The sequence below is a fragment of the Salmonella enterica subsp. diarizonae genome, assembly GCF_008692785.1.
Lineage (GTDB): Bacteria > Pseudomonadota > Gammaproteobacteria > Enterobacterales > Enterobacteriaceae > Salmonella > Salmonella diarizonae.
Genome location: NZ_VXJV01000006.1, coordinates 53,650 through 80,354 on the forward strand (window position 1 = coordinate 53,650; position 26,705 = coordinate 80,354).

A 26,705-nucleotide genomic window follows, 5' to 3' on the forward strand; every position below is an offset into this window, starting at 1 on the left:
GTCAATGGAGCCTTTTTACTCGCATCAGAGGACCGTATGAAACGAATTTTCCTTACCTGCGCTGCGTTGTTGTTCAGCAGTCAGGCGTTGGCCGATGAGTGTGCGAGCGCCAGTACGCAACTGGAAATGAATCGCTGCGCCGCAGCGCAATACCAGGCGGCAGATAAAAAGCTGAACGAAACCTATCAAAGCGCGATTAAACGTGCGCAACCGCCGCAGCGCGAGCTGTTACAAAAAGCGCAGGTTGCATGGATTGCCCTTCGGGACGCCGATTGCGCGCTTATTCGCTCAGGTACAGAGGGCGGCAGCGTTCAACCGATGATCTCCAGCCAGTGCCTGACCGATAAAACGAACGAACGCGAAGCATTTTTAGCCTCGCTGTTGCAATGTGAAGAGGGTGATTTGAGCTGCCCACTGCCGCCAGCCGGTTAACGCACGCGAATCCCTTCAATAATAATGCGCTGAACGCTTTCGACCGTTTGGTTGAAAAAGGCTTCATCGCGAAGCGTCGCGCCGGTTACCGCTTCAACCTGAGGGGCAAAATCGGCGTAATGTTGCGTGGTGGCCCAAATCATGAAGATCAAATGGTACGGGGAGACGGGCGCCAGTTTCCCGCTGAGTACCCATCCGGCAATCAGCGCTGATTTTTCATCTATCAGAGCTTTTAGATCGCCGGTCAGTTCATCCATTAATAGCGGCGCGCCCGCCAGCATCTCCATACAGAATAGCCGTGACGCCTGCGGATAATCACGCGAAACTTCCAGCTTGAGACGGATATACTCTTTGATGGCCTCCAGAGGAGAAAATTCTGCGCGAAACGCCTTGAGCGGTGCCAGCCAGACATCAAGGATCTGCCGCATTACCGCGACATACAACGCCTCTTTCGAGGGATAATAATAGAGCAGGTTGGTTTTGGAGACTCCCGCCCGTTCAGCCACCTGCTCAAGGCGCGCGCCATGAATGCCATACTGGGAAAAAACAGCGAGCGCGGCCATCAAGATAGCCTGCCGTTTTGCACTGGCGGCCTGCGAACGTTTCCCGATTTTTTTCTCTACGCGTTGCGACATGCGCCCTCTCCTTTTTGTCAGGACGCAAGCATACCAAATCCGGCTTATAAACAAAAAACCGCCGGAGATCCGGCGGCGGTGGCGCATAACGCTTTTTAACGCGAAACACTAAACGTCAAGCTATTTTTACGCAGGCTAGCTATTACGGTTACTGCTTTTGCCCCCTTTTTTGCCTGCTTCAGATGCACGCTGCGGGTCATTCTTAAAATTGCCCCCGCTGTGCTGGCCACCTTTACGACCTGCTTCTGATGCTCTTTCGCGGTCTTCCGCAAAATTACCGGAACCGCCACGATGGTTTGCCATTACTGACCTCCGTCATAGATTAGACATCATATTGCATAGGTAGTGAGGAGTATCTCCTCGCGCAGCGTATAAACGATGCCATCAGTAACGCCACGTAAGATTAAGCGTAGTGAAAATCGCCGTGGTATGCCGCTTACCGAAATATTCTGCAACATCAGAAGCCGAATATGTAGAATAATAACCATAAGAAATAAATAAGTTGCTCTTATGATTAAAAAAATCGAAGCGCTTAAAAATGTATCATTTTGCAACAAAGGCCGAAAAATCAATTATTGTTATAAATCAAAGAAGTGGCGCTGAAATTTGCACTCTTCACAGGAGGGCATATCTTTAAATAGACGTAGCGAATCGCTACACACATGATTAATCTGAGGAGTAGTACAAATGGCAAAGATTCTGGTGCTCTATTATTCCATGTACGGACACATTGAAACCATGGCGCACGCGGTGGCGGAAGGGGCAAAGAAAGTCGACGGCGCAGAGGTCATTATAAAGCGTGTGCCAGAAACGATGCCGCCTGAAATCTTCGCAAAAGCTGGCGGTAAAACGCAAAACGCCCCCGTCGCAACCCCACAGGAGCTGGCGGATTACGATGCGATTATCTTTGGTACACCAACCCGGTTTGGCAATATGTCAGGCCAGATGCGTACCTTCCTGGATCAAACCGGCGGACTGTGGGCATCCGGAGCGCTATACGGCAAGCTCGGCAGCGTGTTTAGTTCTACCGGAACGGGCGGCGGCCAGGAGCAGACCATCACCTCGACCTGGACTACACTTGCCCATCATGGGATGGTGATTATCCCGATCGGTTATGCCGCACAGGAGCTGTTTGACGTCTCCCAGGTACGCGGCGGCACGCCTTACGGCGCAACGACTATCGCCGGCGGCGACGGTTCACGCCAGCCAAGCCAGGAGGAACTTTCTATCGCGCGCTATCAGGGGGAATACGTCGCCGGTCTGGCAGTAAAACTCAACGGCTAATCTTCAACAGGAGGATTCGAATGCCAACTCAAGAAGCAAAAACGCACCGCGTCGGCGAATGGGCAAGCCTGCGTAATACGTCGCCGGAAATTGCCGAAGCCATTTTTGAAGTCGCTCACTATGACGAGAAACTGGCAGAAAAAATATGGGAAGAAGGTAGCGATGAGGTGTTGATCAAAGCCTTTGAGAAAACGGACAAAGACTCGCTCTTCTGGGGCGAACAGACCATCGAACGTAAGAACGTATAAGACAAACGCCCCCGCCTGCGCGGGGGCATACTGTTATTTTGCGGCTGTATTCATGACGTTATCGAACTTATCAAGCGGACAGAAGCCGTTCGCATCCACCGGACATCCTTTCAATTCCAGCGTTACCCTTTGCGCAGGCGATTTGAGCGTTAACGCTTCCGCGTTACGTAACTGCCGGGCGCTCTGGTAGACATACTCGATTTTCATCAAATCCCGGTTAGCGTTGCCGTCATGCCAGCGTTGGAAGACAAGCTGACCGCCAATCGGCGTTCTCTCATACTGGTCATGGAGCTGATAGGGTTTAAAATCCAGCGCCGTCAGCAGCGAAGCGATATTGGAATCATGCCCCACCAGCACGGTAATCTTCGGCGCGCTAACGCGATCGGCAACCAGCACCTTATCGATATATTTCACCAGCGGCGCAGCAACATTGCGCGCCACCGTTGGTGAGGTAAACAGGCTGTCCTGGTAGCCGTTTTTCAGTTTTGACAGCACTTTCCACTGCCGATCTGTGTTAATCTTGCCCCAGGCAACCTGATCCAGCGGAAAACCTTCGTAATATTGTAGGGTAAACGCATCCACCAGCGAGTTCCCTACTTTCAGCGGCCCCTGCACGCCAGGCTCTTGCTGATAATTCGCACTGAAGGTATTTTTCGCGTCGATTAGCGAACATTGATGCTTCTCTTTGCAGGACGGCGAGTCCTGATAATGTGTTATCTGCTCAAGCAGTTTATAACTCTCATCAAGATGCATCTGACTACGCGCTTTTTCCATCGCCTGTACGGCCTGTTGCCTGAACGCAGCGGAATCATCGGTAATCACCGGATTGAAGGTAGGGTCCATAGTGCCCATTTTTTCCTGATGATGAACAGGAATATCACAGCCGGGGAAAGCGCCGGTAATGAAAAATTGCGCAGTGGCGACGGTGCGCTGCAAACTATTCGCATAGGCATATACCGTATCGGGCGCCGGACATTCTCCTGGCGGTATCAGCCCCTGCGCGACCAGCCATTCACGTGTGTAGTGCCCCATATAGACTTCCAGCACGCCGCCTTTCGTCGTCAGTTGCCCGCCGGGAACGTCCCACGCCGGCCAGGCGTTCGGCGTCGACTGCGCCAGTACGCTGCCATTATTCGCCAGCGGCGCCCGCAGATTATGGCGGCTCATCATCAGCACCTGTTGTAATTGATAACCTTCTGGCGTTATCTGCGCCTGAACGGCGGATGACAACAAAACAGCCCCTGCCACAGCAACAGCGAGTAATGATTTTTTCATCCCTATGACCTCTTGTTGTTATCAAATCGTTCTGAGTGTGACAGAAACGGATCATTTTTCCGGGAACGATTTCGCAAAACGGGGGTTTTTCTTACAGTAAACGCGTTAGCGCCGGGAAATCCCGGCGCATATTCAGAACGTTTTCGCCCACCACAGCCGAAGCTTCATGCCCCAATAGCTGGTCCAGCCGCTGGTGGTGAAAACGACCCGACCCTGTGAAACCACCACCAGCGTTGGCGTCACGCTGATTTCCCAGCCAGCGGATAAGGCACCGTTAGCATCATTGACGACCGGAAAGTCAACGCCCTTGCGCGCTAGCCAGCGGGCAACCTCTGCGTCATCGCCGGAGCGGAGCGCAACGGTCATGACGTTTTCCCCTTCCGCCGCCAGGCGAGCGACCGCAGGCGTAGTAAAGCGGCATACCCCGCACCAGCTAGCCCAAAAATAGAGCAGTACGGGGCGTTCCTCGCTCAGTGTCGCCAGAGTTGTCGACTCTCCCGTCAGCGTACGTAACGGTGTAGCAGCAAACGACGGAGGTGCCTGCGGCGCGCGCCAGACGTCCATGGCCACCATCACCGCGATGAGGAGCGCCAGAAAAACCGCGGCTTCACGCAGCCAACGCCGCAGTTTACCCGCCATTGGCAGCCGCCAGTTTTTCTTTCACCACCGCTTCCAGCGTATCCCAGGGCACTGCGCCCGGAATCAGTTCGTCGCCGATGATCGTCGCTGGCGTTCCTTGCACGCCGACCAGCCTTGCCAACTGCAAATTCGTGCGTATGGTTTCCATGCTTTTTTCATCCAACGTCACTGGCGTAGCCCCTGCTTTCTCCTGGGCCTGTTTAATACTGCCATCCGTATGGTAACCGCGCTTTTGCATGAGTTTTTCATGTAGTGCGAGGAACTGTTGCGGATGATCGCGCCAGGTGGTCAGCGCAATACGCGCCGCCAGTACGGAGCTCTCTCCTTTGAATGGCAGCGGTTTAATAATGACCGCAACGTCAGGATATTTCTGCACAATCTTCTCAAGCATCGGATCGAGCTGTTTACAATACGGACAGTTGTAGTCCGTAAAGTTCACCAGCGTCAGTTTAGGGTGTTTAGCGCCTATCCGCGGGCTGGCAGGATCGTTAAACAACGCCGCATGGATCAGATTTTCAATCTGCTTTTCCTGATCCGGCGTAAAAGGGGCGGTTTCTTGCGCGATGCTCAGCGTCGAAAACAGCGCCAGCAGTAAAACAATCATGTATTTCATTGGGTTATTCCTTTCGCTTTTTTCAACGTTTGTAATACCGCATCGCGGGTCAGCAAGGTGGGCAATGCCTCCCCTTCCGGCAAGCCGGGGCCATATATCTGATTAAACGGAACGGCGACCTGGCCGCGCGTTTTCAGAAAATCTGTAATGGCATCGGACGGCAGCGTCCAGTCTCCCCGCAGCGCCACAACATCCGGCTGTTGCAAGGCGGCCTGCACATCCTCTTTTTGCAGCACGTTGTATTTATTCACTTTACAGGTAATACACCAGTCCGCAGTGACATCGACAAATACCCGCTTATGCTGCGCCAGCGCCGACTGGATTGCCTGTTCACTCAACGGTTGCCACTGAACATTGTCTTGCGCGCTCTTTGACGCCGTGAAGCCGAAATGCGGCAGGAGTAACGTCGCCAGCCAGATAGCCGACCCCAGCATCATCAGACCGAGAACCCTGCGCAGGACGTTCATCCAACGCCCGGGGCGCGGTAAACGTAGCGCAAGCCCTGGTCGTATCGCGACCAGTAGCCACGGCGCGCTCATTCCCAGGCCTAGCGCAAGGAACAGCCCCCAAAGCGTCGGCAGCGACGCCGTGAGCGCCACCGCTACCGCCGTGCCCAAAAACGGCGCGCTACAAGGCGTCGCCAGCAGCGTGGCGAACGCACCCTGCCAGAAATGTCCCGACATACCATTACCGCCGTAAGTGGCCAGTTTCGTGGTCACAGATGAGGGAAGCCGGAACTCAAAAAGCCCGAACAGGCTGGCGCTAAACAGCAACATCACCAGCGCCATAAAACCAATAAACCATACATTCTGGAACTGGACTCCCCAGGCCAGCGCATGATTTGACAGGCGAAGGAGGGTCATAAACGCCGCCAGCGCCATAAATGACGCAATGATACCGGCGACCGAAGCCAAAAATTGTCGCCTGATGTGAGAGCGGCTTTTTTCCTCTACCAATAAGATAGAGCCAAGTTTCATGCCCAGAACCGGCAGTACGCAGGGCATTAAATTAAGAATCAGTCCGCCGACCAGCGCCATCAATACAACCTGCCAGAAAGGTAGCGCCGCATTGTCCGGCGTCTGCGCTGGCGCCGCGCCAATGGTTTGCGTGCTCTCCTGGGCGATAGCGCCATCGGCTAACACGAGGGTCAGCGATTTGTCGCGCAAATCGGGCGACTTTTCGCCCCAACTGTCCGTCACCGGCACCGTCGCCTGTAACCTGTCGCCCTCTACGCGCAGACGAGGCTTCGCAAAATCAACGTCATCTATGGTGTCAAGATAGAGCCCGGGCGATGACCAGCCCGCCGCTCGCGTAGCAGTGATCACCAGTTCTCCCGTGCGATAGCCGACCTCAAGCGAGTCCGTTAGTCCACTGCGTAGCGGAACTTTGCCCATCGCCCGCGCATAGTCATGGGCAAAATCGGCATTCTGCACAGTGGGCGTCACGGAAAAGGGGTAATCGGTCAACAGACAAACATTGCTGCAGGTTGATAACGTCAACACGCCGCTCAAGGTCGCGGGCGGCGTACCGCGCACGATCATCGGGAAGGTCACCTCGTCGTGATAGCCCTGGGTGGTGATATTCGCCACATCAAAGCGCGAGGGGGTTGGCCAGAACCAGCTCACCTCAGGCATGTCGCCTTTCCAGGCGATAGAGGGCGCGACGCCCCCTTCCCCCGGCGCGCGCCAGTAGGTTTTCCAGCCGTTGTCCAGTTTTACATCCAGCAACAGCCGGGTCTCGCCATTAGCGGACGTATCGGCACGTAGCCGTATGCTGGCATGGTCGTTATCGGGCGAACGCAGCCAGCCGCTTTCCGCCGCCCAGGAGACGGGCAGCCAAAGCCATAACAGGCAGAACAGTATCCGCCTGAACAAAATCATCATATTTTTTCTCCGTGAATGAGTAATTAACCGTTAGCAATAACCGGTCTGTCATTCACGGAAGACACAAAATCGTAGATGTACCCGTAATGTGGGCGGCGAAATAGCCCGTGGAGGCGAAAACGGCAGGCGCATGACCCGGACAGGCGCCAGCAAGGAAAGCAGTAGACAAAGCGCAAGGATAGCGCCTTCAAAGAGTACCGGAGGCGCCGCCAGCAGCGACTTCGCGCTTAATTCACAGGGAGTGACCGGCGAGGCGTCATCCGTCGAGGGATGGGCGCTAACTACCGCTGAAGAGGCCGTCGCCTGCATCTGCAAGGCGTGCAGGCCCGCCATGCGTTGCGCGGTACAAACCATTACCACGACACATGCAAGGCAAAGAAACCACCAGCCCATCCGTTGTTGTTTCGCCATTGCGCCCTCACTGTTTAACGCGAGTTATCTTAGCCACTGGGGCGGTTTTGGCAACCTTTCCCCTGTAAAGTTATGTCGGCGCGTTACGCAACCTCTGATAGTCGGACGACGTAATTTATTCTTACTCATGATATAACTGGTGTTTTCATACGCATTTTTCAGGTTTACCCTACACTTAGTGGAGATACCTTTTTGGGGTCCCTTCTGTATGTATTGATTTAGCGAGATGATGCTATGGAACTTAAGGATTATTACGCCATTATGGGCGTGAAACCGACGGACGATCTCAAGACGATTAAGACCGCCTATCGCCGACTGGCCCGCAAGTACCATCCTGATGTCAGTAAAGAACCCGATGCCGAAGCCCGTTTCAAAGAGGTTGCTGAAGCATGGGAAGTGCTGAGTGATGAGCAACGGCGCGCCGAGTATGACCAGTTATGGCAACACCGTAACGATCCACAATTTAATCGCCAGTTCCAGCAACACGAAGGCCAACCGTATAACGCCGAAGATTTCGATGATATTTTCTCATCTATCTTTGGTCAGCATGGTCGCCATTCGCACCACCGCCACGCCGCACGCGGTCATGATATCGAAATCGAAGTGGCGGTATTCCTGGAAGAAACGCTGGACGAGCACCAGCGTACGATTAGCTATTCCGTCCCCGTTTATAACGCGTTCGGCCTGGTGGAACGGGAAATACCCAAGACATTGAATGTGAAGATCCCGGCTGGTGTCAGCAACGGGCAACGAATCAGACTGAAAGGCCAGGGCACGCCGGGGGAAAACGGCGGACCTAATGGCGATTTATGGCTCGTTATCCATATTGCCCCGCATCCGCTCTTTGATATCGTCAATCAGGATCTGGAAGTCGTCCTTCCGCTTGCCCCATGGGAGGCGGCGCTCGGCGCTAAGGTGTCCGTACCAACGCTTAAAGAGCGCATTTTGCTGACCATTCCCCCCGGCAGCCAGGCAGGCCAGCGGTTGCGTATTAAAGGCAAAGGATTAGCCAGTAAAAAACACACAGGCGATCTCTATGCCGTCATCAAAATCGTTATGCCGCCGAAACCCGATGAGAAGACAGCCGCCCTGTGGCAACAACTGGCGGACGCGCAGTCGTCCTTTAATCCACGCCAGCAATGGGGGAAAGCATAATGGCTAACATCACTGTCACCTTTACCATCACCGAATTTTGTTTGCACACCGGCGTGACGGAAGAGGAGCTGAACGAAATCGTCGGACTTGGCGTGATTGAACCTTACGAGAATGATAATGCCGACTGGCAATTCGACGATCGCGCAGCGAGCGTGGTACAACGTGCGCTACGCTTACGCGAGGAGCTGGCGCTCGACTGGCCAGGGATCGCGGTCGCGTTAACGCTGCTGGAAGAGAATTCACGGCTGCGCGAAGAAAACCGACTCCTGCTGCAACGCCTTTCTCGCTTTATCTCTCATCCTTAATCCGCAATAAAGGCAATAAACCGCGGGTGGGCTTTCAGCCCGCCTCGGATTTATATGCACCTGATAAAATACCAGAACGCATCTGACGCGCTCCACCAACTGAAGATATATAGTCTTACACAACGCCTGCGGCCTGTTCAACAAACCACCAATGTTATGAATTAATGCACCATTAAGAACCTCATCGTTTAAATAAAGACCAGCCGCAAGTTCACATGTTTTAGATGTTTTTGTTATTTTTACACGCCAGCATTCATTTATTGTCTGAAGAATATATTCTTTCGCTGTTTCGTACTCCCTGGTTGATACACATCTTCTTCCTGCCAATATCCGGTAAAATGTGCCGCTGCGTTTACAGGTTGCGGTATTTATAAATAAGAAAGACAACAGACACTTACAGTTTAATTATTGAGCATTATAACATCCCCTGCTGTCCAATATTTACACCGATACTAAAACACAAAAATGTAATAGAATGTAAACAAAATAAGAGCATACAATAAATAACTTATTAAAAAATCAATATAAATGGAGTGGTCAATAAAAAACGATCGTTTTCAACGAGTTATGTTTTTCAGATTTTCATCTATCCTGAATAGGCTTGCGAAAAATGTAATTTACACCATTGACTATTTCACTTAAAAGGTTTCTGTAATGGAATGGAAGGTCGTTGATACAGTTATAAGCCCCTCTACCGGAGTGTCATTCTCATGCATACATAGCCTAAAAAATCTTAGATTGACCTTATGGTATCAGGCAGATGTTTACATGCCTCCTGGTAGCATTATCATACCCTTTAATAAGGGGGTCTTAATAAACGATAAACTTTATCCCGTTACTGTTTACAACGTTACCAGGTTTAATCCTGTACTATGGAAATCGCTTAAAGAAAATAGCCACTGTCCTGGTACCTGCAATCCAAAACCAGAAACCTGCAATTATCCTTTCGAGTGTCTGGTGTCCGTTTGTCCATTTGGTTTAACCAGAAATATTCAAATAGATAATAAGAAAGTTTAGGAAATAAAGTATGCATAAGCTATGCTACTGATTAAGTGTATTCGCGCACGTTTGCAGTATTTTGCAGTTAAATATGTTTGATATAAAAATTGTCCAGTTCGGATATTTTTTGATTTGTTTAATCTAACCTTCACTTTGGCAACGATGAGCCGGTACACAGGATATTACTGATGGCCGGCAGACAAAGAAACGCATTGCTTTTAACACTGTATAAATTCCATCCGTGACATTCTTATTTAGTAATATTTCACCAGAGCAATTATCTTACCTTTATTCTGCATAAAAATCAGCAAGTAGTGTTTAGAAAAAATAATGTTTCAGACGAAAAGATCTACGCGTCATGCTGATCGCCAAAAACATAACGGACTGACATCATGTCAGCCCGTTGGTTTACCCCTCCCCTGATGTTTACGGTACGCTTAGCGTCATATTGTCATGACCGACAATGACAGGACCCGGGTAATTTTTCATGGCTTCCTGTTGCCAGACGTCATCCGCAACCGTCGCAGGCACCAGATGACTTAACACCAGTTTTTTCACGTGGGCCTCGCGAGCAATCTTACCTACGTCTTCAATCGTGGTGTGATGCGACGCAATCGCTTCAGCAAGCGTTTTTCCGTTGCCAATACTATTAGCCAGTTTTGCTACCGAAGGGACATGTACCGCCTCATGTACCAGGATATCCGCCCCCTGAGCGAATGTTGCAAGCGGCGGAAACCAGGACGTATCGCCAGAGAAGACGATTCGCTTACCCTGGGTATCAAAACGGTAAGCGAACGCTTCACCGTCCGGGAAAGGGGAATGAGGCACTTTCAGCGCGCTTATTGTGACCAGTTCATCTTTATAGATGACGCCCTGGCCAATATCTGTCGCCTTAACCAGGTTGCGCGGATCGGGTTTCCCCTCTTCTTCCATGCGTAGCGTGATATCCCGGTCAAAGACTTTCCAGCTAGCCTTCGTCATCGCCTGGGTTCCCGGCGGGCCATAAACCTGTATGGTATGGTCTTTCAGGCCACTTGCCCAGGCATTCATCAGCAAGGAAGGATAATCCAGTATGTGGTCGCTGTGCAGATGGGTGAGCAAAATAGTATTGATGCTGCGCAGTGGAATGCCATTTTTCACCAGTTGCAGACTGGCACCGTAGCCGGCATCTATCAGCCATATTTTATCGCCGATAGTGAGCGCCGTAGCTTGCGGTAGTCTGGCCGTATTGAGCAAAGAAGGTCCGCCTTTGGTGCCCAGTAAAACAATTTTGATCTCTTGAGGCGCAGGAGCCCCGACAGCAATGGCAAGGTGACTTTGCGCCAGCATACAAACCGCCAGCATAGCGACGCTATTTTTCATCATGTTTTTACTCTTCTTAGTTAAGGAAAGAGGGAACTTCACGTTGGCGAAACTGCGAGGGAGAACAGCCGGCAAGGCGATTAAAAAAACGGGCGAAATAAGCCGGATCTTTAAAACCTAATTGCCAGGCGATCTCGTTGACAGCATTGTCGGAAAAAAGTAGCAGTCGTTTCGCCTCGCGTAATTGCCGATCAAAAATCAGGCGCTTAGGAGGGCGATTAGCAAAGCGGCGGCAAATATCGGTCAGGCGAGATTCGGTAATATGCAGCTCGCAGGCATAATCGGGCACCGTCCAGTGCTGGTGGAAGTGGTTATCAATTAACAAGGTAAAGCGCTGAAAGAGTTTCAATTCACCGCGCATCCCGGTTGCGGCGTGATCGTCCAGCTTCGCATTGCGTAACAGCAGAGTAAATACCGCCTGCGCCAGTAGCACCAGTGTATGTTCGCAGCCAGCCAGTTGTTCCGTGGACTCCCGCTCAATTAGCTGCCAGTAATGTTTGAGCGCCGCCAGTTCGTTGGGTTTATCCGCCAGAGACAGACAGATTCCCGGCAGGCCGAAGGCCTCTCTGGTACCGGGATAAAGCACTTCCAGCAGCGGCCAAACCAGCTCTTCGCGTACCGTCAGAACATGACCATCGCTATCCGATTCGGTAATAAAAGCATGCGGCACCGAGGGCGGCGTTAGCACAAATAGCGGCGCCTGCACCGAATAGCGATGATCGTCGAGCTGTAGCTCAATCTGGCCGGTATCAAGAAAGTGCATTTGAAAAAACTGGTCGTGGCGATGCGCCTGCATATCACGACCAAAGAAATCCGCCATACGAGCAAACGACTGATAATGCACATCGTTACTGCCCATGCTTTCGTCATACTCTTTGCTGATATCAATATTGGCGATCGCACGTTGGCACATAGTTTCTCCTCAAGGGGTGGCGCGCGGACGCGATGCTTTCATGGGAATGAGCCAGATAATGGCAGCGCCGACGACTAACAGAGAAGCGACAAACCAGAGTCCGCTATTGAAGCTACCGGTGATATCTTTTAGCCAGCCAATCATAAATGGGCTGAGTGCGGAGCCAATATTGCCGGTGGCATTGATGACCGCAATGCCTATCGCCCTGGCGCGTAAACTGATCGACTGATCCGGCGTGGTCCAGAAGATCGCCATCGCGCTAAAGGAACCCGTGGATGCCATCACGATCCCCAGGAGCTGGATCAGGTTATGGTCGGTCGCCGACGCCAGCAGCCAGCCCGCGGCGGCAAACAGGAACGGCAGCGCAGTGTGATGTTTACGCTCTTGATGTTTGTCCGAATGGCGGCTCCAGTAAATCATACCCAGAATAGTACAAATCTGCGGGATCGCCGCCAGCAGGCCGATGGTGATATTGCTGCTGCCTTCATTAAAACTTTTCAGGATTTGCGGCGTCCAGATACTAATGGCGCTAAGCGTATTGGTAAGGCAAAAATAGGCCAGCGTATACATCAGTACAATTGGCGTGAATACTTCGCGCCACAGACTACGCTGCTGCATGGCGTTATGGCTGATGGACCCTTCCGGCTGAACCAGCGTCAGGCGGTCATTATCCATCATCTCCTGCAAACATTTTTTATCCTCTTTCGTCAGCCATTTGGCTTTTGCCGGGGTATCATCCAGGTAAAACCAGACCATAATGCCTAACAAAACTGACGGAAATCCTTCCAACAGGAATAACCACTGCCATCCATGCAGATTGAATATACCGTCCAGCGATAAAATATAGCCGGAGACAATCGACCCCAACGCGGTAGTGGCCGGCATGGCAATCATAAATAACGCGTTGGCGCGGGCGCGGAAAAACGCCGGGAACCAGTAGGTTAAATAGAGCAATATTCCTGGCAAAAAGCCCGCTTCGGTAATGCCCACCAGCATTCGCAGCACATACAGGCTTTTCGGTCCCACCGCGAACATCGTGGCGGTAGATGCAATACCCCATAGCACCATAATGGTCGCAATCCAGCGGCGCGCGCCGACGATGCTCAACATCACGTTGCTGGGAATGCCGAAAATGACGTAGGTGGCGTAAAACAACGTTGTGGCAAGGCCAAACATGGTGGCGCTTAACCCCAGATCCTGCCCCATCGTCAACCCGGCAAAGCCGATGTTAATACGGTCTAAAAACGAGAAGATAAACAACACGAATAAAAATACGATCAGTCGGCGGAACAGTTTATTTATGACGGTTTGTTGACCCGTGCTGAGCGTTTTGTGCGAACTGACAGACTCAGGGCTTTCCGGAAGTGCAGATGATGTGTCGCTCATTTTTTTTCCTCTGATGGGAATTTTTGTAGGGTACTACGGGTTACCCGGTGGCGCTGCGCCATCCGGCCAGGCTTAATAGACGCCGGACGAACCGGACATGTTGTTTTTTTCTGTGCCAAAGCGCGCCGCCAGCGCCTGTGCGCCGCGCGCCAGCAGCGTGGTGTCAACGCCGACGGCGACAAATAGCGCCCCCAGATCCAGATAACGTTTCGCCAGTTGTTCATTGGCCATCAGAATCCCCGGCGCTTTCCCCGCCGCGCGTATCTGCACGATGGCGTTCTCAATCGCCGCCTGCACTTCCGGGTGCTGCGGGTTTCCGGCAAAGCCCATATCGGCGCTAAGATCCGCCGGGCCAATAAACACGCCGTCAATACCATCCACATCGAGAATTGACGCCAGATTGCTCATCGCCTCACGCGTTTCAATCTGCACCAGTACGCACATGGCGTCGTTGGCCTGGTGGAGATAGTCCGGAATGCGATTCCAGCGCGATGCCCGCGCCAGCGCGCTACCCACGCCGCGAATACCGGCAGGCGGATAACGCGTAGCCGCCACGGCCTTTCGCGCTTCATCGGCATTCTGCACCATCGGTACCAGCAGAGTTTGCGCGCCGACGTCAAGCAGTTGCTTAATCTGTACCGGATCGTTCCACGACGGACGCACCACCGGCTGGCTGAGATAGGGCGCAATCGCCTGCAACTGGGTCAACACCGTCTGCACGTTGTTTGGCGCGTGTTCACCGTCAATCAGTAGCCAGTCGAAGCCGGTGCCCGCTAACAGTTCGGCGCTATAACTGTTGGCAAGCCCCAGCCACAAACCGATTTGCGGGCGTCCCGCTTTTAACGCGTCTTTGAAAGCATTTTTCATCGTTTTTTCCTTACACAAACCGGCAACTGATCGCACCCATGTTGCCATAGTCGACATGGAAGGTGTCACCCTTGCGCGCCGGTACCGGGCGGGTGAACGAGCCGCCGAGGATGATTTGCCCGGCTTCAAGCTGGACATCGTAGGGAGCAAGCTTGTTCGCCAGCCACGCCACGCCGTTGGCCGGATGATTCAGCACGCCTGCGGCGACGCCGGTCTCTTCGATCACGCCGTTGCGATAGAGCAGCGCGGAGATCCAGCGCAGATCCAGCTCGTCTGGCTTGATGGGACGACCTCCGAGGATCACCCCGGCGTTAGCGGCGTTGTCGGAAATAGTGTCGAACACTTTGCGTGGGCGCTGGGTTTCCGGGTCGATGTTGTGGCTACGAGCGTCAATCAATTCCAGCGCCGGAATCACATAATCCGTGGCGTTGTAGACGTCAAACAGCGTGCAGTGGGGGCCGCGCAGCGGTTTCGCCAGCACGAACGCCAGCTCCACTTCAATACGCGGGACGATAAAACGGTCGGTGGGGATATCGCCGCCGTCATGGAAGAACATATCGTCAAGCAGCGCGCCGTAATCCGGTTCGCTGATTTGCGAGCTTGCCTGCATCGCTTTCGAGGTCAGGCCGATTTTGTGGCCTTTGAGCGTGCGCCCTTCGGCAATCTTGATATTGACCCATTCACGCTGTACGGCATAGGCATCTTCAATAGTAATGTTGGGATAATCCAGCGACACTGCGCGAATCTGTTCACGCTGTTTTTCAGCCTGATTAAGTCGCTGGGCGATCAGGGTATGGGTCTGTTTATCGAGCATAGTGTTTCCTGTGACATTGCATTACCGGATAGCGTTCGTCTATCCGGCCTACGGTTTTCGGCCGGGCAATTTGCACGCTATTTAAATAACGCGTGTACGTTGTTTTGTTTGTAATTGAGCGTCGGATGTAACTCGGCAATCTCAAATGACAGCGCCAGATAGCGGCTCTCCATCAGAGCGGCGAAGTGGGCTTTAATCAGCCCAAACAACATGTTGCCTACCTCCTGACGGCTTTCCAGGCTGCGCCCGGCACCGATTTTCAGCGTCATATGCACGAAGGCGTAATCATGCTTATCGTCAGCCATCTGCCAGGTGTCCAGCCAGTGGGCGCGGCTACGGATGCCGCCCATCGGGAAAATACCAGTGGCGGCCAGCGCCTCGTTCACCTTGCTGAACAGGCCGGGTAAATCAGCCTGCTCACGAATATTTTCAGTACATTCAGCAATAAAGTGCGGCATAAACACTCCTTACGCAGGCAGCGGGAAAACGGCGTTCACCTGGCCGGTACCGGAGCTGGCGAACAGATCGGTGATGAACTCTACCTTGCCGTCGTATTTGTCCCAGCCCAGCATTCCCAGCAGCATTACTGTGTCGTGCATGTTGCCTTCGCCGTAGCAGTAGTCGGCGTACTCCGGCAACATGGTACAAAATTCCTTAAATTTGCCCTCGCGCCACAGCTTGACCACGCGCTCGTCCATCTGATGATCGAACTCGCGGGTATAGCTGTTCATCCCCTCTTCTGCCCGTTGGTCGTCAATAAAACGGTGCGACAGAGAACCACTGGCGAATACCGCTACGGTACCGTCATATTTCTCAATCGCCTTGAGAATTGCTTCGCCCAGTCTGCGACTGTCGGCAAAGTCATGAACAGTACAGAACGCCGAGATGGAGACCACTTTGAAGTGCTTGTCGCTGTTCATGTAGCGCATCGGTACCAGCGTGCCATACTCCAGCTTCAGGCTCGGGATGTTGTGCGCTTTGGCGCGCACGCCCAGTTTGACCGCTTCGTCGGCGATAAGGTGGCCCAGCTCCGGGTTGCCGTCATAGTCGTAAGTCATATCGCGAATAAAATGCGGCAGTTCGTTGCTGGTATAGACCCCCCGGAAATAGTCGGCACAGTTAATGTGGTAGGCGCTGTTCACCAGCCAGTGGGTGTCGAATACGATAATGGTGTCGACGCCCATTTCGCGGCAACGCTTGCCAATCTCAATATGCCCATCAATGGCTGCCTGACGACAACCGTGATTTTTTCCCGGCAGTTCAGAAAGATACATTGACGGCACGTGGGTGATTTTTGCTGCTAACGCTAACTTGCCCATATCAGACTCCCCATTTTGGGATAGGATGGTCGCCCATTGAGATGCAGACGTTTTTCATTTCCGCAAACACTTCGAAGCTATATTCGCCGCCTTCGCGCCCGGTGCCGGAGGCTTTCACGCCGCCGAACGGCTGGCGCAGGTCGCGGACGTTCTGGGTGTTGACGAAGACCATGCCAGCTTCAATTCCACGCGCCAGGCGCAGCACTTTGCTAACGTCCTGGGTCCAGATATAAGAGGCCAGACCGTATTCCACGTCATTTGCCAGACGTAGCCCTTCCGCTTCGTCTTTGAATGGCAGCAGGCAGGCGACTGGCCCAAAGATCTCTTCCTGCGCTACGCGCATACGGTTGTCGACATCGGCCAGCACGGTTGGGCGCAGGAAGTTGCCGTCTTTCAGATGCGCAGGCAGGTCAGTGGGTTTTTCCGCGCCGCCCGCCAGCAGCGTTGCGCCCTCTTCAATGCCGAGGCGGATATAACCGGAGACTTTCTCCCAGTGCTGTTGGCTAATCAGCGCACCGACCTGGGTGTTCGGGTCGGTCGGATCGCCGACACGCAGGCGATTCGCGCGTTCGGCAAAGCGCTTCACGAACTCAGGGTAAATGCTCTGCTGGATAAAGATGCGCGACCCGGCGGTGCAGCGTTCGCCGTTGATCGAGAAAATAGTGAACAGCGCAGCGTCCAGCGCGCGCTCAATGTCGGCATCTTCAAAAATCAGCACCGGTGATTTGCCGCCCAGCTCCATCGAGTATTTTTTCAGACCGGCATTTTTCATGATATTACGCCCGGTGGCGGTACCGCCGGTAAACGACACCGCGCGCACATCATGGTGACGTACCAGCGCATCGCCCGCCGTCGCGCCGTAGCCCTGCACCACGTTGAGCACGCCTGCCGGAATTCCTGCCTCCAGCGCCAGCTCGCCCAACCTGTCAGCAGTCAACGGCGACAGCTCGGACATTTTGAGCACCGCCGTGTTGCCCAGTGCCAGGCACGGCGCGACTTTCCAGGTGGCGGTCATAAACGGCACGTTCCACGGCGACACCAGTGCGCAGACGCCGACGGGCTGCACCAGCGTATAATTGAGCATTTTATCGTCAACCGGATAGGTCTTGCCGTTCATCTGCTGACACACTTCAGCAAAGAATTCGAAGTTATGCGAGGCGCGCGGGATCAGCACGTTTTTGGTCTGATGAATAGGCAGGCCGGTATCGGCGGTTTCCATCGCCGCGATTTCCGGTACATTCTGGTCAATCAGGTCGCCAAGGCGGCGCATCAGGCGCGCGCGCTCTTTCATCGGCAGATTAGCCCACTTCGGGAACGCCTCTTTTGCCGCCGCGACAGCCTGGTTCACTTCTGCTTCACCGCCGGAGGCCACTTCCACCAGCACCTCGCCGGTCGCCGGGTTGGTAGTCTGGAAGTAGTCGTTGCCTGCAACGTTTTTGCCGTTAATCCAATGATTTATTTTCTTCATTTTGCATTCTCCTCACTGACGATTCGGTTAACCAGGCGCCCCACGCCTTCTACTTCAACGACAACTTCATCCCCCGGCACCACATCGGACAGTCCTTTCGGCGTGCCGGTGGCAATCATGTCGCCCGGTTGCAACGTCATAAATTCGCTCAGATAAGAAATCAGGAACGGGATGCTGAAGATCAGATCGGCGGTCGTCCCTTGCTGGCGCAGCTCGCCGTTGACAAAGGTGCGTAGCGTCAGGTTGTGCGGATCAGAAACCGCTTCTTTATCGACAATCCACGGGCCTATCGGCGTCAGGCCGTCGCGGCTTTTTACCCGTAGATTCGGACGGTAGTAGTTTTCCAGATAGTCGCGGATCGCGTAGTCGTTACAGACGGTGTAACCGGCCACATACTCCATTGCTTCGGCTTCGCTCACCTTACGCGCCGTTTTGCCAATCACCACGACCAGCTCGGCTTCGTAGTGCATGTATTCGACGTTATCCGGGCGCACCGATGTTTGGTTATGTTCGGTAAAGGTGTTTGGCGCTTTGATAAATACCAGCGGCTCTTTCGGCGGGGTAAATGCCAGCTCGCTGGCGTGGTCGGCGTAGTTCAGCCCCAGCGCAAATAACGTTCCCGTCGCTGACAGCGGCCACGTAAAAGTCTGATGGCGGGCGAATTCCTCTTCTGCAACAACCGGATTTTCCAGAGCAGGTAAACCTTTCGCCAGAATACGCACCCGATCGCCGGGACGTAGCGCAACGCGATTCTGCGGCGTACCAAGTAAGATCGCATCACCAGGGTTAAGCGTAGCGAACTCACTTAACGCGCTAAGCAGTTGTGCGGCGTTACGCTGCAAATCGGCAGTATTCCAGTGGTCAGCTTCTCGTCCGTTGATTTCAGTGATAATGGTGAGATTATCCACATCACTCAGCGGCGCCATTTCACCCAGCGGGCAAAAGCCATCGCGACATTTCGCTTTAATCGCCGGGCGATAAAAGCTCTCTTCCGGCAGGCTAACTTCGTTAGCCAGCGCATACCCGGCGATATAGTCCGCTGCCGCTTCAGGGCGTACCCGGCGGGCGGTTTTCCCCACGATAAGCGCCACTGTCGCGCCGCTCAGTACCTTTTCTCCCTGCGGATAAGGAATGGGATCACCGTGGCGAATCACTGTATTACGCGGCTTGATAAACCACACTGCGGTTTTAGGCGGCGCATTATAGGGAGGCTGAGAGAAAGCCTCTCGCCAGGCATCAAGCTGACTGCGATGGTTTAACGCAACGGCGAAAACTGTACCCTTCATACATAAACTCCTCAGGCCGACTTAACGGGCTGTGATTTCATTAATATATTAATGATTAGATTTATGCTTTCGCTGTACATTTAGCAAGCCGAAGTAAAGTATTTGTGATGTGATTAACAATATTTTCACAAAATTATTTTTAAAAACATAAATATCAAATAGTTAAATAAAACACCTTGTTTCTGATAGACTCTAATCACAAAACGGATGTCATAGTTAACATCGGTATATACGATTATTCAGGTATTAATAATTCTGCAAAAGAGACCCACTTATGCATGATTCATTAACCATCGCATTGCTTCAGGCGCGCGAAGCGGCAATGACCTATTTCCGCCCCATCGTTAAAAGCCACAATCTGACCGACCAGCAATGGCGCATTGTTCGAATACTGGCCGATAGCCCATCAATGGATTTTCACGATCTGGCCTTTCGTACCTGCATTTTGCGTCCAAGTCTGACCGGAATCTTGACGCGCATGGAGCGAGACGGACTGGTGTTACGACTCAAGCCGGTTAACGATCAGCGTAAGTTATATGTCATGTTGACGGAGCAGGGACAAACGTTGTACGCCCGTGCCCGGACGCAGGTAGAAGAGGCTTATCGAAAAATTGAGGCCGATTTCACGCCCGAAAAAACACAGCAATTGATGCTACTGCTGGAGGATCTTATTGCCCTGGGACGCCAGCTTCCTGATAGCGAAGAGGAAGCATAGCATTCTTACCTTCCCACGCCGCCGACGCGGGAATGCCCTCCCGCTTATAACATTGACGGCGATCGCATTTTACTCTTCTTCTTCGACGTTCATCTGAAAAGTACCCGCCGTTGTCCTGAAAGTCTCTTCACAGTTTACGCTTCTACCTATTCAATTAAACAACAAATAAGAAACATATTATTAACAAAAACATTCCGATTAACGAGGAAGAGGCCGCAATGAAACCTGAAGATTTTCGTACTGATAACAAGCGTCCGTTAACTGGCGAAGAGTATTTAAAAAGCCTGCAGGACGGGCGGGAAATTTATATTTACGGCGAACGTGTTAAAGATGTTACGACACACCCGGCATTCCGCAATGCCGCAGCCTCTGTTGCACAACTGTATGACGCATTACATAAACCGTCGATGCAAGATACCCTGTGCTGGAATACCGATACCGGCAGCGGCGGTTATACGCATAAATTTTTCCGCGTGGCGAAAAGCGCAGACGATCTGCGCCAACAGCGTGATGCTATCGCTGAATGGTCACGTCTGAGTTACGGCTGGATGGGACGCACACCGGATTATAAAGCCGCCTTTGGCTGCGCTCTGGGCGCTAACCCAGCCTTCTACGGCCAGTTTGAGCAGAACGCCCGCAACTGGTACACCCGTATTCAGGAGACCGGCCTGTACTTTAACCATGCTATCGTCAATCCGCCGATCGACCGCCATAAACCTGCCGACGAAGTGAAAGACGTTTATATCAAGCTGGAGAAAGAAACGGACGCGGGGATTATTGTCAGCGGAGCGAAAGTCGTCGCCACTAACTCCGCCCTGACTCACTACAACATGATTGGTTTCGGCTCAGCCCAGGTGATGGGTGAAAACCCGGATTTTGCCCTGATGTTTGTCGCGCCCATGGATGCCGAAGGCGTAAAACTTATTTCGCGCGCCTCGTATGAAATGGTCGCGGGTGCGACGGGCTCGCCGTTTGATTATCCTCTCTCCAGCCGTTTTGATGAAAACGATGCCATTCTGGTGATGGACAAAGTGCTGATCCCGTGGGAAAACGTGTTAATTTACCGTGACTTCGATCGTTGTCGTCGCTGGACGATGGAAGGCGGCTTTGCCCGTATGTATCCACTGCAAGCCTGTGTTCGTCTGGCGGTTAAACTTGATTTCATTACCGCTCTGCTGAAAAAATCGCTCGAATGTACGGGCACCGTAGAGTTCCGGGGCGTGCAAGCCGATCTCGGCGAAGTAGTGGCCTGGCGCAATATGTTCTGGGCATTGAGCGATTCTATGTGTTCTGAAGCAACCCCGTGGGTAAACGGCGCCTGGCTACCGGACCACGCCGCGCTGCAAACCTATCGTGTGATGGCCCCAATGGCCTATGCGAAAATTAAAAATATTATTGAACGTAACGTTACCAGCGGTCTGATTTACCTGCCTTCCAGCGCCCGCGATCTGAATAATCCGCAAATCGACCAGTACCTGGCGAAATATGTACGCGGCTCTAACGGGATGGATCATGTTGAACGCATCAAAATCCTTAAATTGATGTGGGATGCCATCGGCAGCGAGTTTGGCGGCCGTCACGAGCTCTATGAGATTAACTACTCGGGCAGCCAGGATGAAATTCGTCTGCAGTGTCTGCGTCAGGCCCAGAGCTCCGGCAATATGGATAAGATGATGGCGATGGTCGATCGCTGCCTCTCCGAATATGATCAGAACGGCTGGACGGTTTCGCATTTGCACAATAACGACGACATCAATCAACTGGATAAGCTGCTGAAATAACGCGGCAGGAGGTTCTCATGCAAGTAGATGAACAACGTCTGCGTTTTCGCGATGCGATGGCGAGTCTGGCGGCAGCGGTCAACATTGTAACCACTGCGGGTCACGCCGGACGCTGCGGCATCACCGCAACAGCGGTCTGCTCCGTCACCGATACGCCGCCCTCCGTGATGGTATGTATTAATGCCAATAGCGCCATGAACCCCGTTTTTCAGGGCAACGGCAGGCTGTGCATTAATGTACTTAACCATGAGCAGGAGCTGATGGCGCGCCACTTTGCCGGTATGACGGGGATGGCGATGGAGGAGCGTTTTCACCAGCCATGTTGGCAAAACGGGCCGCTGGGCCAGCCGGTACTTAACGGCGCGCTGGCCGGTCTTGAAGGCGAGATCAGCGATGTACAAACCATTGGCACGCATCTGGTGTATCTGGTAGCAATCAAAAATATTATCCTTAGCCAGGATGGGCATGGCCTGATTTATTTCAAACGCCGTTTTCATCCGGTAAGACTTGAGATGGAAGTGCCTGTTTAATCGCCACTCATGCCCACAAGCGGCATAACCACCGCTTGTGGGAAGATAGCCGATACGCTGAAGATTTTTATTCCCGCCGCGATGTCTGCCCGTCATAAATCGCGGCGTTTAACAAAACGTAAATTAGCTCCCGCGATAGGTTGAATAACCATACTGACTTAATAACAGCGGCACATGATAGTGCTCATTCGTTTTGCTGATATGAAACTCGACGGGAATCTCCGGGAAAAACGTGTCCAGTTTTTTACTTTCAAAATAGTGGCCGGTTTTAAAAATAACGCGATAATCCCCCGGCGCGGCAGGTTTTTCCGGCCACAGTGCTTTAATACGCCCATCCTGGTCGGTATGTCCGGTGTTTAATTGCGCCCATCCGTTGTCCTTTTTCTGCTCCAGTACCACCTCCACGCCGGGCGCTGGTTTGCCTGTTTGCTGATCGAGAATATGTACGCTGAGGATATTGTTCCCAGCGGCCAGCGCCATTGCCGGGGCTGCAATAATAGACGCTATCACGGTAGCCAGTATATATCGTTTCATGCTTCACTCCTTTACGGTATTGATGCAAGAAAATATATCTGGCGCGTCCAGGATTAACCTTACACGGACATTACAATTATGTCATCTTGTTGGAGATTGACGGATTCGCTAACAAGCCTATGGCATACTGCGTTGATGAAGATTTTATTGATTGAAGATAACCAGAAAACCATTGAGTGGGTACGTCAGGGACTTACGGAAGCAGGCTATGTGGTTGATTATGCCTGTGATGGACGAGACGGATTACACCTGGCCCTTCAGGAACATTATTCATTGATTATTCTTGATATTATGCTGCCGGGGCTTGATGGATGGCAGGTTTTACGCGCGTTACGCACTGCGCATCAGCACCCTGTTATTTGCCTGACGGCGCGCGACTCGGTTGAGGATCGCGTCAAAGGTCTTGAGGCGGGCGCTAATGATTACCTTGTTAAGCCTTTTTCCTTCGCCGAACTGCTGGCCAGGGTGAGAGCTCAACTCAGACAGCACGTCCCTGTCTTGACCCGACTGACGATCAATGGTCTGGACATGGATGCCACAAAGCAATCAGTGTCAAGAAATGGAAAACCGATTTCCCTGACCCGCAAAGAATTCCTGCTCCTCTGGTTACTGGCGTCCCGGGCAGGAGAAATCGTGCCCCGAACCGCGATCGCCAGCGAAGTATGGGGGATCAACTTTGATAGTGAAACCAACACCGTTGATGTCGCGATTCGTCGGCTTCGCGCCAAAGTAGACGATCCATTTGAAAAGAAGCTCATTATGACCGTCCGGGGGATGGGTTATCGATTACAGGCGGAAGTGTCGCAGAATGGTTAAGTTATCAATGACGCTGCGCCTGACAATTTCTTTTATCACCATACTTATCCTCACCTGTACCGGCATTAGCTGGACGCTCTATAACGCGCTGAGCAAGGAATTAACGTATCGGGATGATATGACGCTAATAAACCGGGCAGCGCAAATGCAACAACTGTTACTGGATGGCGCCAGGCCGGAGAATCTGCCGCTCTATTTTAATCGGATGGTGGATACGAAGCAGGATATCTTGTTGATTCATTCACCAACAGGCCATAGTGTTGCGATTAATCATAGCGGCATCCCCGACCAACGCTTTAACACAATTCCAGTGGTTAAAAACATAACCCGCGAAGCCTTATTTCGCCAGACGGTACAAGGAACAGAGCTGACCGCGGTACGGGTAATCGCCAGACGCGACGATATCCCGCTGACCCTTACCATTGCCAGGCTGGCGACGGAAAGGCGACAAATGCTGGAGCAATATCGTCGCAACAGTTTGCTGATGAGTCTTATCGCGATCCTCGTCTGTTCGGCACTCAGCCCGTTAGTCATCAGAAATGGGCTGCGGGCCATTACGTCGCTCAGCCGGCTCACCGCGGCGACAGATAGCGGCACACTTCGCCAGCCGCTGGCGGAACAGGCATTACCCGCCGAACTCAGGCCGCTTGGGCAAGCGCTAAATACCATGCGCCAGAAGCTTTCCGACGATTTTGAACGCCTGAACCAATTTGCCGACGATCTGGCGCACGAGCTGCGCACGCCGGTTAATATTTTACTGGGGAAGAATCAGGTGATGCTGAGTCAGGAGCGCAGCACCGAAGAGTATCAACAAGCCCTTGTCGATAATATTGAAGAGCTGGAGAGACTGTCGCGACTGACAGAAAATATTCTCTTTCTGGCGCGCGCGGAGCACCAGAATATAGCGGTAAAAAAACAGCCTGTTTCGCTAAATGCGCTGGTCGAAAATATGCTCGATTATCTTAGCCCTCTTGCCGAGGAGAAGGGCATCCGTTTTATAAGTCAATGTCAGGGGACGGTATGGGCTGATGAAATGTTATTACAAAGAGTACTCTCAAACCTGTTGACGAATGCCATCCGTTATTCTGATGAAAACGCCGTGATACGTATTGAAAGCGCTTATGAGAATAACATTGCAGAAATTCGGGTCGCTAATCCGGGAAGCCCCCCCGCCGATCCGAACAAGCTCTTCAGGCGTTTTTGGCGAGGAGATAATGCCCGCCACACCACCGGTTTCGGCCTGGGGCTATCGCTGGTTAACGCGATTGCCCTATTGCACGGCGGCTCGGCGTCTTACCGCTATGCCGATGAACACAACATTTTTTTGGTTCGTCTGCCTGATAACGTTTGATAGCTAAGGGCAGTACAGGTTCTATTCCCCTTCCCTGTCACAGGGCTATTGTTCTCAATACAACCTCAATAAAAAGAAAATAAGATATGTCGGTAAAGAGTATTGCCGACGCGATCACTTTCTCGGTTTCCAATCCAGGGTCAATTCATCCCATTAACGCGTCATTCAGTGGGAATCTTTATGAAAATGTATCTTGCATTCGCCATTACGCTGCTGGGTATGGGTAAAGTCATTGCCTGTACTACCCTTTTGGTAGGCAATCAGGCTTCGGCTGACGGTTCCTTCATTATCGCGCGCAACGAAGATGGCTCGGCGAACAACGCCAAGCATATGGTTATTCACCCAATCGCGTTTCATCAACACGGCGAGTATAAAGCACACCGGAACAACTTTAGCTGGCCTCTTCCGGAGACAGCGATGCGCTATACGGCGATTCATGACTTTGATACTAACGATAACGCCATGGGGGAAGCCGGTTTCAATTCAGCGGGCGTCGGAATGAGCGCAACGGAAACCATTTATAACGGCAGAGCGGCGCTGGCCGCCGATCCTTACGTGACAAAAACGGGAATTACTGAAGACGCCATTCAGACCGTGATCCTGCCAGTGGCGCAATCGGCGCGTCAGGGTGCCAAATTACTGGGCGACATTATTGAACAAAAAGGCGTGGGCGAAGGTTTCGGCGTCGCTTTTATTGATAGCAAAGAGATATGGTATCTGGAGACGGGGAGTGGTCATCAATGGCTGGCAGTACGACTTCCGGCAGATAAATATTTCGTTTCCGCAAATCAGGGACGTTTACGCCATTACGATCCGGATGATAAAGCGAATTATATGGCGTCGCCGACGTTAGTAAGTTTTGCGAAAAAGGAGGGATTATATGATCCGGCTCACGGCAGATTCGACTTCCATCAAGCCTATTCGCAGGATAACAAAATCGATATCACCTATAATTATCCTCGCGTCTGGACGCTGCAACACCAGTTTAATCCGCATCTGAATACTGCCGTTAACGAAGGGGAAACCTTTCCCATTTTTTTAACGCCAATGACGAAAATCAACGTGGCGGTAGTACAAAACGCGTTACGCAATCACTATCAGGGAACGTCGCACGATCCTTATGCCAGTCATAATCCTCAAGAACCATGGCGCCCCATATCCGTTTTTCGTACCCAGGAGTCGCATATTTTACAGGTCAGACCGAAATTACCGCAGGCTATCGGCGAAATAGAATACATTGCCTATGGAATGCCATCCCTTAGCGTCTATCTCCCCTATTATCAGGGAATACGTCATTATCAACCCGGATATGATAAAGGAACCGATCGGGCGAGTAACGATTCTACCTACTGGACATTCCGCACGCTGCAAACGCTGGTTATGCAGGACTACGATACGTTTGCGCCAGATGTGCAACGCGCCTGGAAAACATTTGAACAGCAAACGGCTAAGCAACAGCATACGATGGAACAGGCCTATCTGAGATTATATGCGTCGCATCCGAAAGAAGCGCAACGCTTACTGCAAAATTTTGAAGATAAAACGATGCAAAGTGCGCAGACGCTCGCCCATCGTCTGACAAACAATATTATTACAACAATGACTTACCATACAGATATGAAATATCACTTTTCAAGTACGCAACCATAAATTTAATGGTAATCTATTAGCCACTCATAAACAA

29 protein-coding genes are annotated in these 26,705 nt (G+C 52.2%); 12 read left to right on the forward strand and 17 right to left on the reverse strand.

Annotation, left to right across the window (positions count from 1 at the left end):
- Positions 1-36 precede the first annotated feature (36 nt).
- Positions 37-432: a lysozyme inhibitor LprI family protein gene (locus tag F4V72_RS13405; protein WP_053510693.1), complete on the forward strand. Its 396-nt coding sequence runs from the start codon at positions 37-39 to the stop codon at positions 430-432.
- Here F4V72_RS13405 and rutR read toward each other — a convergent pair.
- Together rutR and F4V72_RS13415 are read right to left on the reverse strand one after the other, a co-directional pair.
- Complete coding sequence (gene rutR / locus F4V72_RS13410; protein WP_136058367.1) at positions 429-1,067, reverse strand: HTH-type transcriptional regulator RutR; 639 nt, start codon at positions 1,065-1,067, stop codon at positions 429-431. The genes F4V72_RS13405 and rutR overlap by 4 nt on opposite strands.
- 135 nt (positions 1,068-1,202) lie before the next feature.
- Positions 1,203-1,370 (reverse strand): general stress protein, encoded by a 168-nt coding sequence (locus F4V72_RS13415; RefSeq protein ID WP_001273663.1) that lies wholly within the window; start codon positions 1,368-1,370, stop codon positions 1,203-1,205.
- A 384-nt stretch (positions 1,371-1,754) separates the two neighbouring features.
- On the opposite strand from F4V72_RS13415, the gene wrbA reads away from it, so the two are divergent.
- Positions 1,755-2,351 carry an NAD(P)H:quinone oxidoreductase gene (gene wrbA / locus F4V72_RS13420; protein WP_023248708.1) on the forward strand — a complete coding sequence of 199 codons (597 nt, stop codon included), beginning with the start codon at positions 1,755-1,757 and terminating at the stop codon, positions 2,349-2,351.
- A 20-nt stretch (positions 2,352-2,371) separates the two neighbouring features.
- Complete coding sequence (locus tag F4V72_RS13425; protein ID WP_023248709.1) at positions 2,372-2,599, forward strand: YccJ family protein; 228 nt, start codon at positions 2,372-2,374, stop codon at positions 2,597-2,599.
- Between the two features lie 33 nt (positions 2,600-2,632).
- Here the strand turns inward: F4V72_RS13425 and agp are convergent, their stop codons facing one another.
- The 5 genes from agp to F4V72_RS13450 all read right to left on the reverse strand — a co-directional run bounded on the left by agp (position 2,633) and on the right by F4V72_RS13450 (position 7,420).
- Positions 2,633-3,874: a bifunctional glucose-1-phosphatase/inositol phosphatase gene (gene agp, locus F4V72_RS13430; RefSeq protein ID WP_053530162.1), complete on the reverse strand. Its 1,242-nt coding sequence runs from the start codon at positions 3,872-3,874 to the stop codon at positions 2,633-2,635.
- Positions 3,875-4,006: 132 nt separating this feature from the next.
- The gene (locus F4V72_RS13435; protein WP_023248711.1) at positions 4,007-4,513 is read right to left on the reverse strand and encodes a protein disulfide oxidoreductase; all 507 of its coding nucleotides are present in this window, start codon (positions 4,511-4,513) and stop codon (positions 4,007-4,009) included.
- Positions 4,503-5,126: a DsbA family protein gene (locus tag F4V72_RS13440; RefSeq protein WP_023248712.1), complete on the reverse strand. Its 624-nt coding sequence runs from the start codon at positions 5,124-5,126 to the stop codon at positions 4,503-4,505. Before F4V72_RS13440 ends, F4V72_RS13435 begins: the two co-directional genes overlap by 11 nt.
- On the reverse strand, positions 5,123-7,009 hold the full coding sequence (locus F4V72_RS13445; protein WP_070804033.1) for a protein-disulfide reductase DsbD family protein: 1,887 nt from the start codon (positions 7,007-7,009) through the stop codon (positions 5,123-5,125). The genes F4V72_RS13440 and F4V72_RS13445 overlap by 4 nt, the downstream gene beginning before the upstream one ends.
- 48 nt (positions 7,010-7,057) lie before the next feature.
- Positions 7,058-7,420 (reverse strand): copper resistance protein, encoded by a 363-nt coding sequence (locus F4V72_RS13450; RefSeq protein WP_070804032.1) that lies wholly within the window; start codon positions 7,418-7,420, stop codon positions 7,058-7,060.
- A gap of 234 nt (positions 7,421-7,654) precedes the next feature.
- Between F4V72_RS13450 and cbpA the strand changes: the two genes are divergently transcribed.
- The 3 genes from cbpA to F4V72_RS13465 all read left to right on the forward strand — a co-directional run bounded on the left by cbpA (position 7,655) and on the right by F4V72_RS13465 (position 9,897).
- Entirely contained in the window at positions 7,655-8,575 is a 921-nt protein-coding gene (gene cbpA / locus F4V72_RS13455; protein WP_023248715.1) for a curved DNA-binding protein, read from the forward strand.
- Positions 8,575-8,880, forward strand: a complete 306-nt coding sequence (cbpM, locus tag F4V72_RS13460) for a chaperone modulator CbpM (protein ID WP_023227206.1) — start codon at positions 8,575-8,577, stop codon at positions 8,878-8,880. The genes cbpA and cbpM overlap by 1 nt, the downstream gene beginning before the upstream one ends.
- A 654-nt stretch (positions 8,881-9,534) precedes the next feature.
- Positions 9,535-9,897, forward strand: coding sequence for an anti-adapter protein IraM (locus F4V72_RS13465; protein WP_023248717.1), 363 nt, complete (start codon positions 9,535-9,537; stop codon positions 9,895-9,897).
- A 408-nt stretch (positions 9,898-10,305) separates the two neighbouring features.
- Here F4V72_RS13465 and F4V72_RS13470 read toward each other — a convergent pair whose 3' ends face one another.
- From F4V72_RS13470 to hpaG, 9 genes are all read right to left on the reverse strand, one after another.
- Positions 10,306-11,244 (reverse strand): MBL fold metallo-hydrolase, encoded by a 939-nt coding sequence (locus F4V72_RS13470; protein ID WP_023248718.1) that lies wholly within the window; start codon positions 11,242-11,244, stop codon positions 10,306-10,308.
- Positions 11,245-11,257: 13 nt separating this feature from the next.
- Positions 11,258-12,154: a 4-hydroxyphenylacetate catabolism regulatory protein HpaA gene (gene hpaA, locus F4V72_RS13475; protein ID WP_000336602.1), complete on the reverse strand. Its 897-nt coding sequence runs from the start codon at positions 12,152-12,154 to the stop codon at positions 11,258-11,260.
- Between the two features lie 9 nt (positions 12,155-12,163).
- Positions 12,164-13,540 carry a 4-hydroxyphenylacetate permease gene (gene hpaX, locus F4V72_RS13480; RefSeq protein WP_053530158.1) on the reverse strand — a complete coding sequence of 459 codons (1,377 nt, stop codon included), beginning with the start codon at positions 13,538-13,540 and terminating at the stop codon, positions 12,164-12,166.
- Positions 13,541-13,612: 72 nt separating this feature from the next.
- Positions 13,613-14,407 carry a 4-hydroxy-2-oxoheptanedioate aldolase gene (hpaI, locus tag F4V72_RS13485; protein ID WP_136058368.1) on the reverse strand — a complete coding sequence of 265 codons (795 nt, stop codon included), beginning with the start codon at positions 14,405-14,407 and terminating at the stop codon, positions 13,613-13,615.
- A gap of 10 nt (positions 14,408-14,417) precedes the next feature.
- The gene (gene hpaH, locus F4V72_RS13490; protein WP_000884795.1) at positions 14,418-15,221 is read right to left on the reverse strand and encodes a 2-oxo-hept-4-ene-1,7-dioate hydratase; all 804 of its coding nucleotides are present in this window, start codon (positions 15,219-15,221) and stop codon (positions 14,418-14,420) included.
- A 77-nt stretch (positions 15,222-15,298) separates the two neighbouring features.
- Positions 15,299-15,679 carry a 5-carboxymethyl-2-hydroxymuconate Delta-isomerase gene (locus F4V72_RS13495; RefSeq protein WP_070801978.1) on the reverse strand — a complete coding sequence of 127 codons (381 nt, stop codon included), beginning with the start codon at positions 15,677-15,679 and terminating at the stop codon, positions 15,299-15,301.
- 9 nt (positions 15,680-15,688) lie between these two features.
- The gene (hpaD, locus tag F4V72_RS13500) at positions 15,689-16,540 is read right to left on the reverse strand and encodes a 3,4-dihydroxyphenylacetate 2,3-dioxygenase (RefSeq protein ID WP_136058369.1); all 852 of its coding nucleotides are present in this window, start codon (positions 16,538-16,540) and stop codon (positions 15,689-15,691) included.
- Position 16,541: 1 nt separating this feature from the next.
- Positions 16,542-18,008, reverse strand: a complete 1,467-nt coding sequence (gene hpaE / locus F4V72_RS13505) for a 5-carboxymethyl-2-hydroxymuconate semialdehyde dehydrogenase (RefSeq protein WP_136058370.1) — start codon at positions 18,006-18,008, stop codon at positions 16,542-16,544.
- Complete coding sequence (gene hpaG / locus F4V72_RS13510; RefSeq protein ID WP_053530156.1) at positions 18,005-19,294, reverse strand: 4-hydroxyphenylacetate degradation bifunctional isomerase/decarboxylase; 1,290 nt, start codon at positions 19,292-19,294, stop codon at positions 18,005-18,007. The genes hpaE and hpaG overlap by 4 nt, the downstream gene beginning before the upstream one ends.
- A 274-nt stretch (positions 19,295-19,568) precedes the next feature.
- On the opposite strand from hpaG, the gene hpaR reads away from it, so the two are divergent.
- The 3 genes from hpaR to F4V72_RS13525 all read left to right on the forward strand — a co-directional run bounded on the left by hpaR (position 19,569) and on the right by F4V72_RS13525 (position 22,320).
- Positions 19,569-20,009, forward strand: a complete 441-nt coding sequence (gene hpaR, locus F4V72_RS13515; RefSeq protein ID WP_023248725.1) for a homoprotocatechuate degradation operon regulator HpaR — start codon at positions 19,569-19,571, stop codon at positions 20,007-20,009.
- Positions 20,010-20,227: 218 nt separating this feature from the next.
- A complete protein-coding gene (hpaB, locus tag F4V72_RS13520; RefSeq protein WP_000801496.1) occupies positions 20,228-21,790 on the forward strand; it encodes a 4-hydroxyphenylacetate 3-monooxygenase, oxygenase component in 1,563 nt (520 codons plus the stop codon).
- Positions 21,791-21,807: 17 nt separating this feature from the next.
- The gene (locus F4V72_RS13525; protein WP_023248726.1) at positions 21,808-22,320 is read left to right on the forward strand and encodes a 4-hydroxyphenylacetate 3-monooxygenase reductase subunit; all 513 of its coding nucleotides are present in this window, start codon (positions 21,808-21,810) and stop codon (positions 22,318-22,320) included.
- A gap of 123 nt (positions 22,321-22,443) precedes the next feature.
- Here F4V72_RS13525 and hiuH read toward each other — a convergent pair whose 3' ends face one another.
- Entirely contained in the window at positions 22,444-22,854 is a 411-nt protein-coding gene (hiuH, locus tag F4V72_RS13530; RefSeq protein WP_023248727.1) for a hydroxyisourate hydrolase, read from the reverse strand.
- 135 nt (positions 22,855-22,989) lie between these two features.
- Between hiuH and hprR the strand changes: the two genes are divergently transcribed.
- The 3 genes from hprR to F4V72_RS13545 all read left to right on the forward strand — a co-directional run bounded on the left by hprR (position 22,990) and on the right by F4V72_RS13545 (position 26,671).
- Positions 22,990-23,670 (forward strand): response regulator transcription factor HprR, encoded by a 681-nt coding sequence (gene hprR / locus F4V72_RS13535; protein WP_023248728.1) that lies wholly within the window; start codon positions 22,990-22,992, stop codon positions 23,668-23,670.
- On the forward strand, positions 23,663-25,021 hold the full coding sequence (locus F4V72_RS13540; RefSeq protein WP_023248729.1) for a heavy metal sensor histidine kinase: 1,359 nt from the start codon (positions 23,663-23,665) through the stop codon (positions 25,019-25,021). Before hprR ends, F4V72_RS13540 begins: the two co-directional genes overlap by 8 nt.
- A 180-nt stretch (positions 25,022-25,201) precedes the next feature.
- Positions 25,202-26,671: a C69 family dipeptidase gene (locus F4V72_RS13545; protein ID WP_150342466.1), complete on the forward strand. Its 1,470-nt coding sequence runs from the start codon at positions 25,202-25,204 to the stop codon at positions 26,669-26,671.
- The last annotated feature ends 34 nt before the right edge of the window (positions 26,672-26,705 follow it).

Bases quoted from the DNA above. Each gene is read 5' to 3' on its own strand.
- F4V72_RS13405 (WP_053510693.1), top strand. From the start codon at position 37: ATGAAACGAATTTTCCTTACCTGCGCTGCGTTGTTGTTCAGCAGTCAG.
- rutR (WP_136058367.1), bottom strand. From the start codon at position 1,067: ATGTCGCAACGCGTAGAGAAAAAAATCGGGAAACGTTCGCAGGCCGCC.
- F4V72_RS13415 (WP_001273663.1), bottom strand. From the start codon at position 1,370: ATGGCAAACCATCGTGGCGGTTCCGGTAATTTTGCGGAAGACCGCGAA.
- wrbA (WP_023248708.1), top strand. From the start codon at position 1,755: ATGGCAAAGATTCTGGTGCTCTATTATTCCATGTACGGACACATTGAA.
- F4V72_RS13425 (WP_023248709.1), top strand. From the start codon at position 2,372: ATGCCAACTCAAGAAGCAAAAACGCACCGCGTCGGCGAATGGGCAAGC.
- agp (WP_053530162.1), bottom strand. From the start codon at position 3,874: ATGAAAAAATCATTACTCGCTGTTGCTGTGGCAGGGGCTGTTTTGTTG.
- F4V72_RS13435 (WP_023248711.1), bottom strand. From the start codon at position 4,513: ATGGCGGGTAAACTGCGGCGTTGGCTGCGTGAAGCCGCGGTTTTTCTG.
- F4V72_RS13440 (WP_023248712.1), bottom strand. From the start codon at position 5,126: ATGAAATACATGATTGTTTTACTGCTGGCGCTGTTTTCGACGCTGAGC.
- F4V72_RS13445 (WP_070804033.1), bottom strand. From the start codon at position 7,009: ATGATGATTTTGTTCAGGCGGATACTGTTCTGCCTGTTATGGCTTTGG.
- F4V72_RS13450 (WP_070804032.1), bottom strand. From the start codon at position 7,420: ATGGCGAAACAACAACGGATGGGCTGGTGGTTTCTTTGCCTTGCATGT.
- cbpA (WP_023248715.1), top strand. From the start codon at position 7,655: ATGGAACTTAAGGATTATTACGCCATTATGGGCGTGAAACCGACGGAC.
- cbpM (WP_023227206.1), top strand. From the start codon at position 8,575: ATGGCTAACATCACTGTCACCTTTACCATCACCGAATTTTGTTTGCAC.
- F4V72_RS13465 (WP_023248717.1), top strand. From the start codon at position 9,535: ATGGAATGGAAGGTCGTTGATACAGTTATAAGCCCCTCTACCGGAGTG.
- F4V72_RS13470 (WP_023248718.1), bottom strand. From the start codon at position 11,244: ATGATGAAAAATAGCGTCGCTATGCTGGCGGTTTGTATGCTGGCGCAA.
- hpaA (WP_000336602.1), bottom strand. From the start codon at position 12,154: ATGTGCCAACGTGCGATCGCCAATATTGATATCAGCAAAGAGTATGAC.
- hpaX (WP_053530158.1), bottom strand. From the start codon at position 13,540: ATGAGCGACACATCATCTGCACTTCCGGAAAGCCCTGAGTCTGTCAGT.
- hpaI (WP_136058368.1), bottom strand. From the start codon at position 14,407: ATGAAAAATGCTTTCAAAGACGCGTTAAAAGCGGGACGCCCGCAAATC.
- hpaH (WP_000884795.1), bottom strand. From the start codon at position 15,221: ATGCTCGATAAACAGACCCATACCCTGATCGCCCAGCGACTTAATCAG.
- F4V72_RS13495 (WP_070801978.1), bottom strand. From the start codon at position 15,679: ATGCCGCACTTTATTGCTGAATGTACTGAAAATATTCGTGAGCAGGCT.
- hpaD (WP_136058369.1), bottom strand. From the start codon at position 16,540: ATGGGCAAGTTAGCGTTAGCAGCAAAAATCACCCACGTGCCGTCAATG.
- hpaE (WP_136058370.1), bottom strand. From the start codon at position 18,008: ATGAAGAAAATAAATCATTGGATTAACGGCAAAAACGTTGCAGGCAAC.
- hpaG (WP_053530156.1), bottom strand. From the start codon at position 19,294: ATGAAGGGTACAGTTTTCGCCGTTGCGTTAAACCATCGCAGTCAGCTT.
- hpaR (WP_023248725.1), top strand. From the start codon at position 19,569: ATGCATGATTCATTAACCATCGCATTGCTTCAGGCGCGCGAAGCGGCA.
- hpaB (WP_000801496.1), top strand. From the start codon at position 20,228: ATGAAACCTGAAGATTTTCGTACTGATAACAAGCGTCCGTTAACTGGC.
- F4V72_RS13525 (WP_023248726.1), top strand. From the start codon at position 21,808: ATGCAAGTAGATGAACAACGTCTGCGTTTTCGCGATGCGATGGCGAGT.
- hiuH (WP_023248727.1), bottom strand. From the start codon at position 22,854: ATGAAACGATATATACTGGCTACCGTGATAGCGTCTATTATTGCAGCC.
- hprR (WP_023248728.1), top strand. From the start codon at position 22,990: ATGAAGATTTTATTGATTGAAGATAACCAGAAAACCATTGAGTGGGTA.
- F4V72_RS13540 (WP_023248729.1), top strand. From the start codon at position 23,663: ATGGTTAAGTTATCAATGACGCTGCGCCTGACAATTTCTTTTATCACC.
- F4V72_RS13545 (WP_150342466.1), top strand. From the start codon at position 25,202: ATGAAAATGTATCTTGCATTCGCCATTACGCTGCTGGGTATGGGTAAA.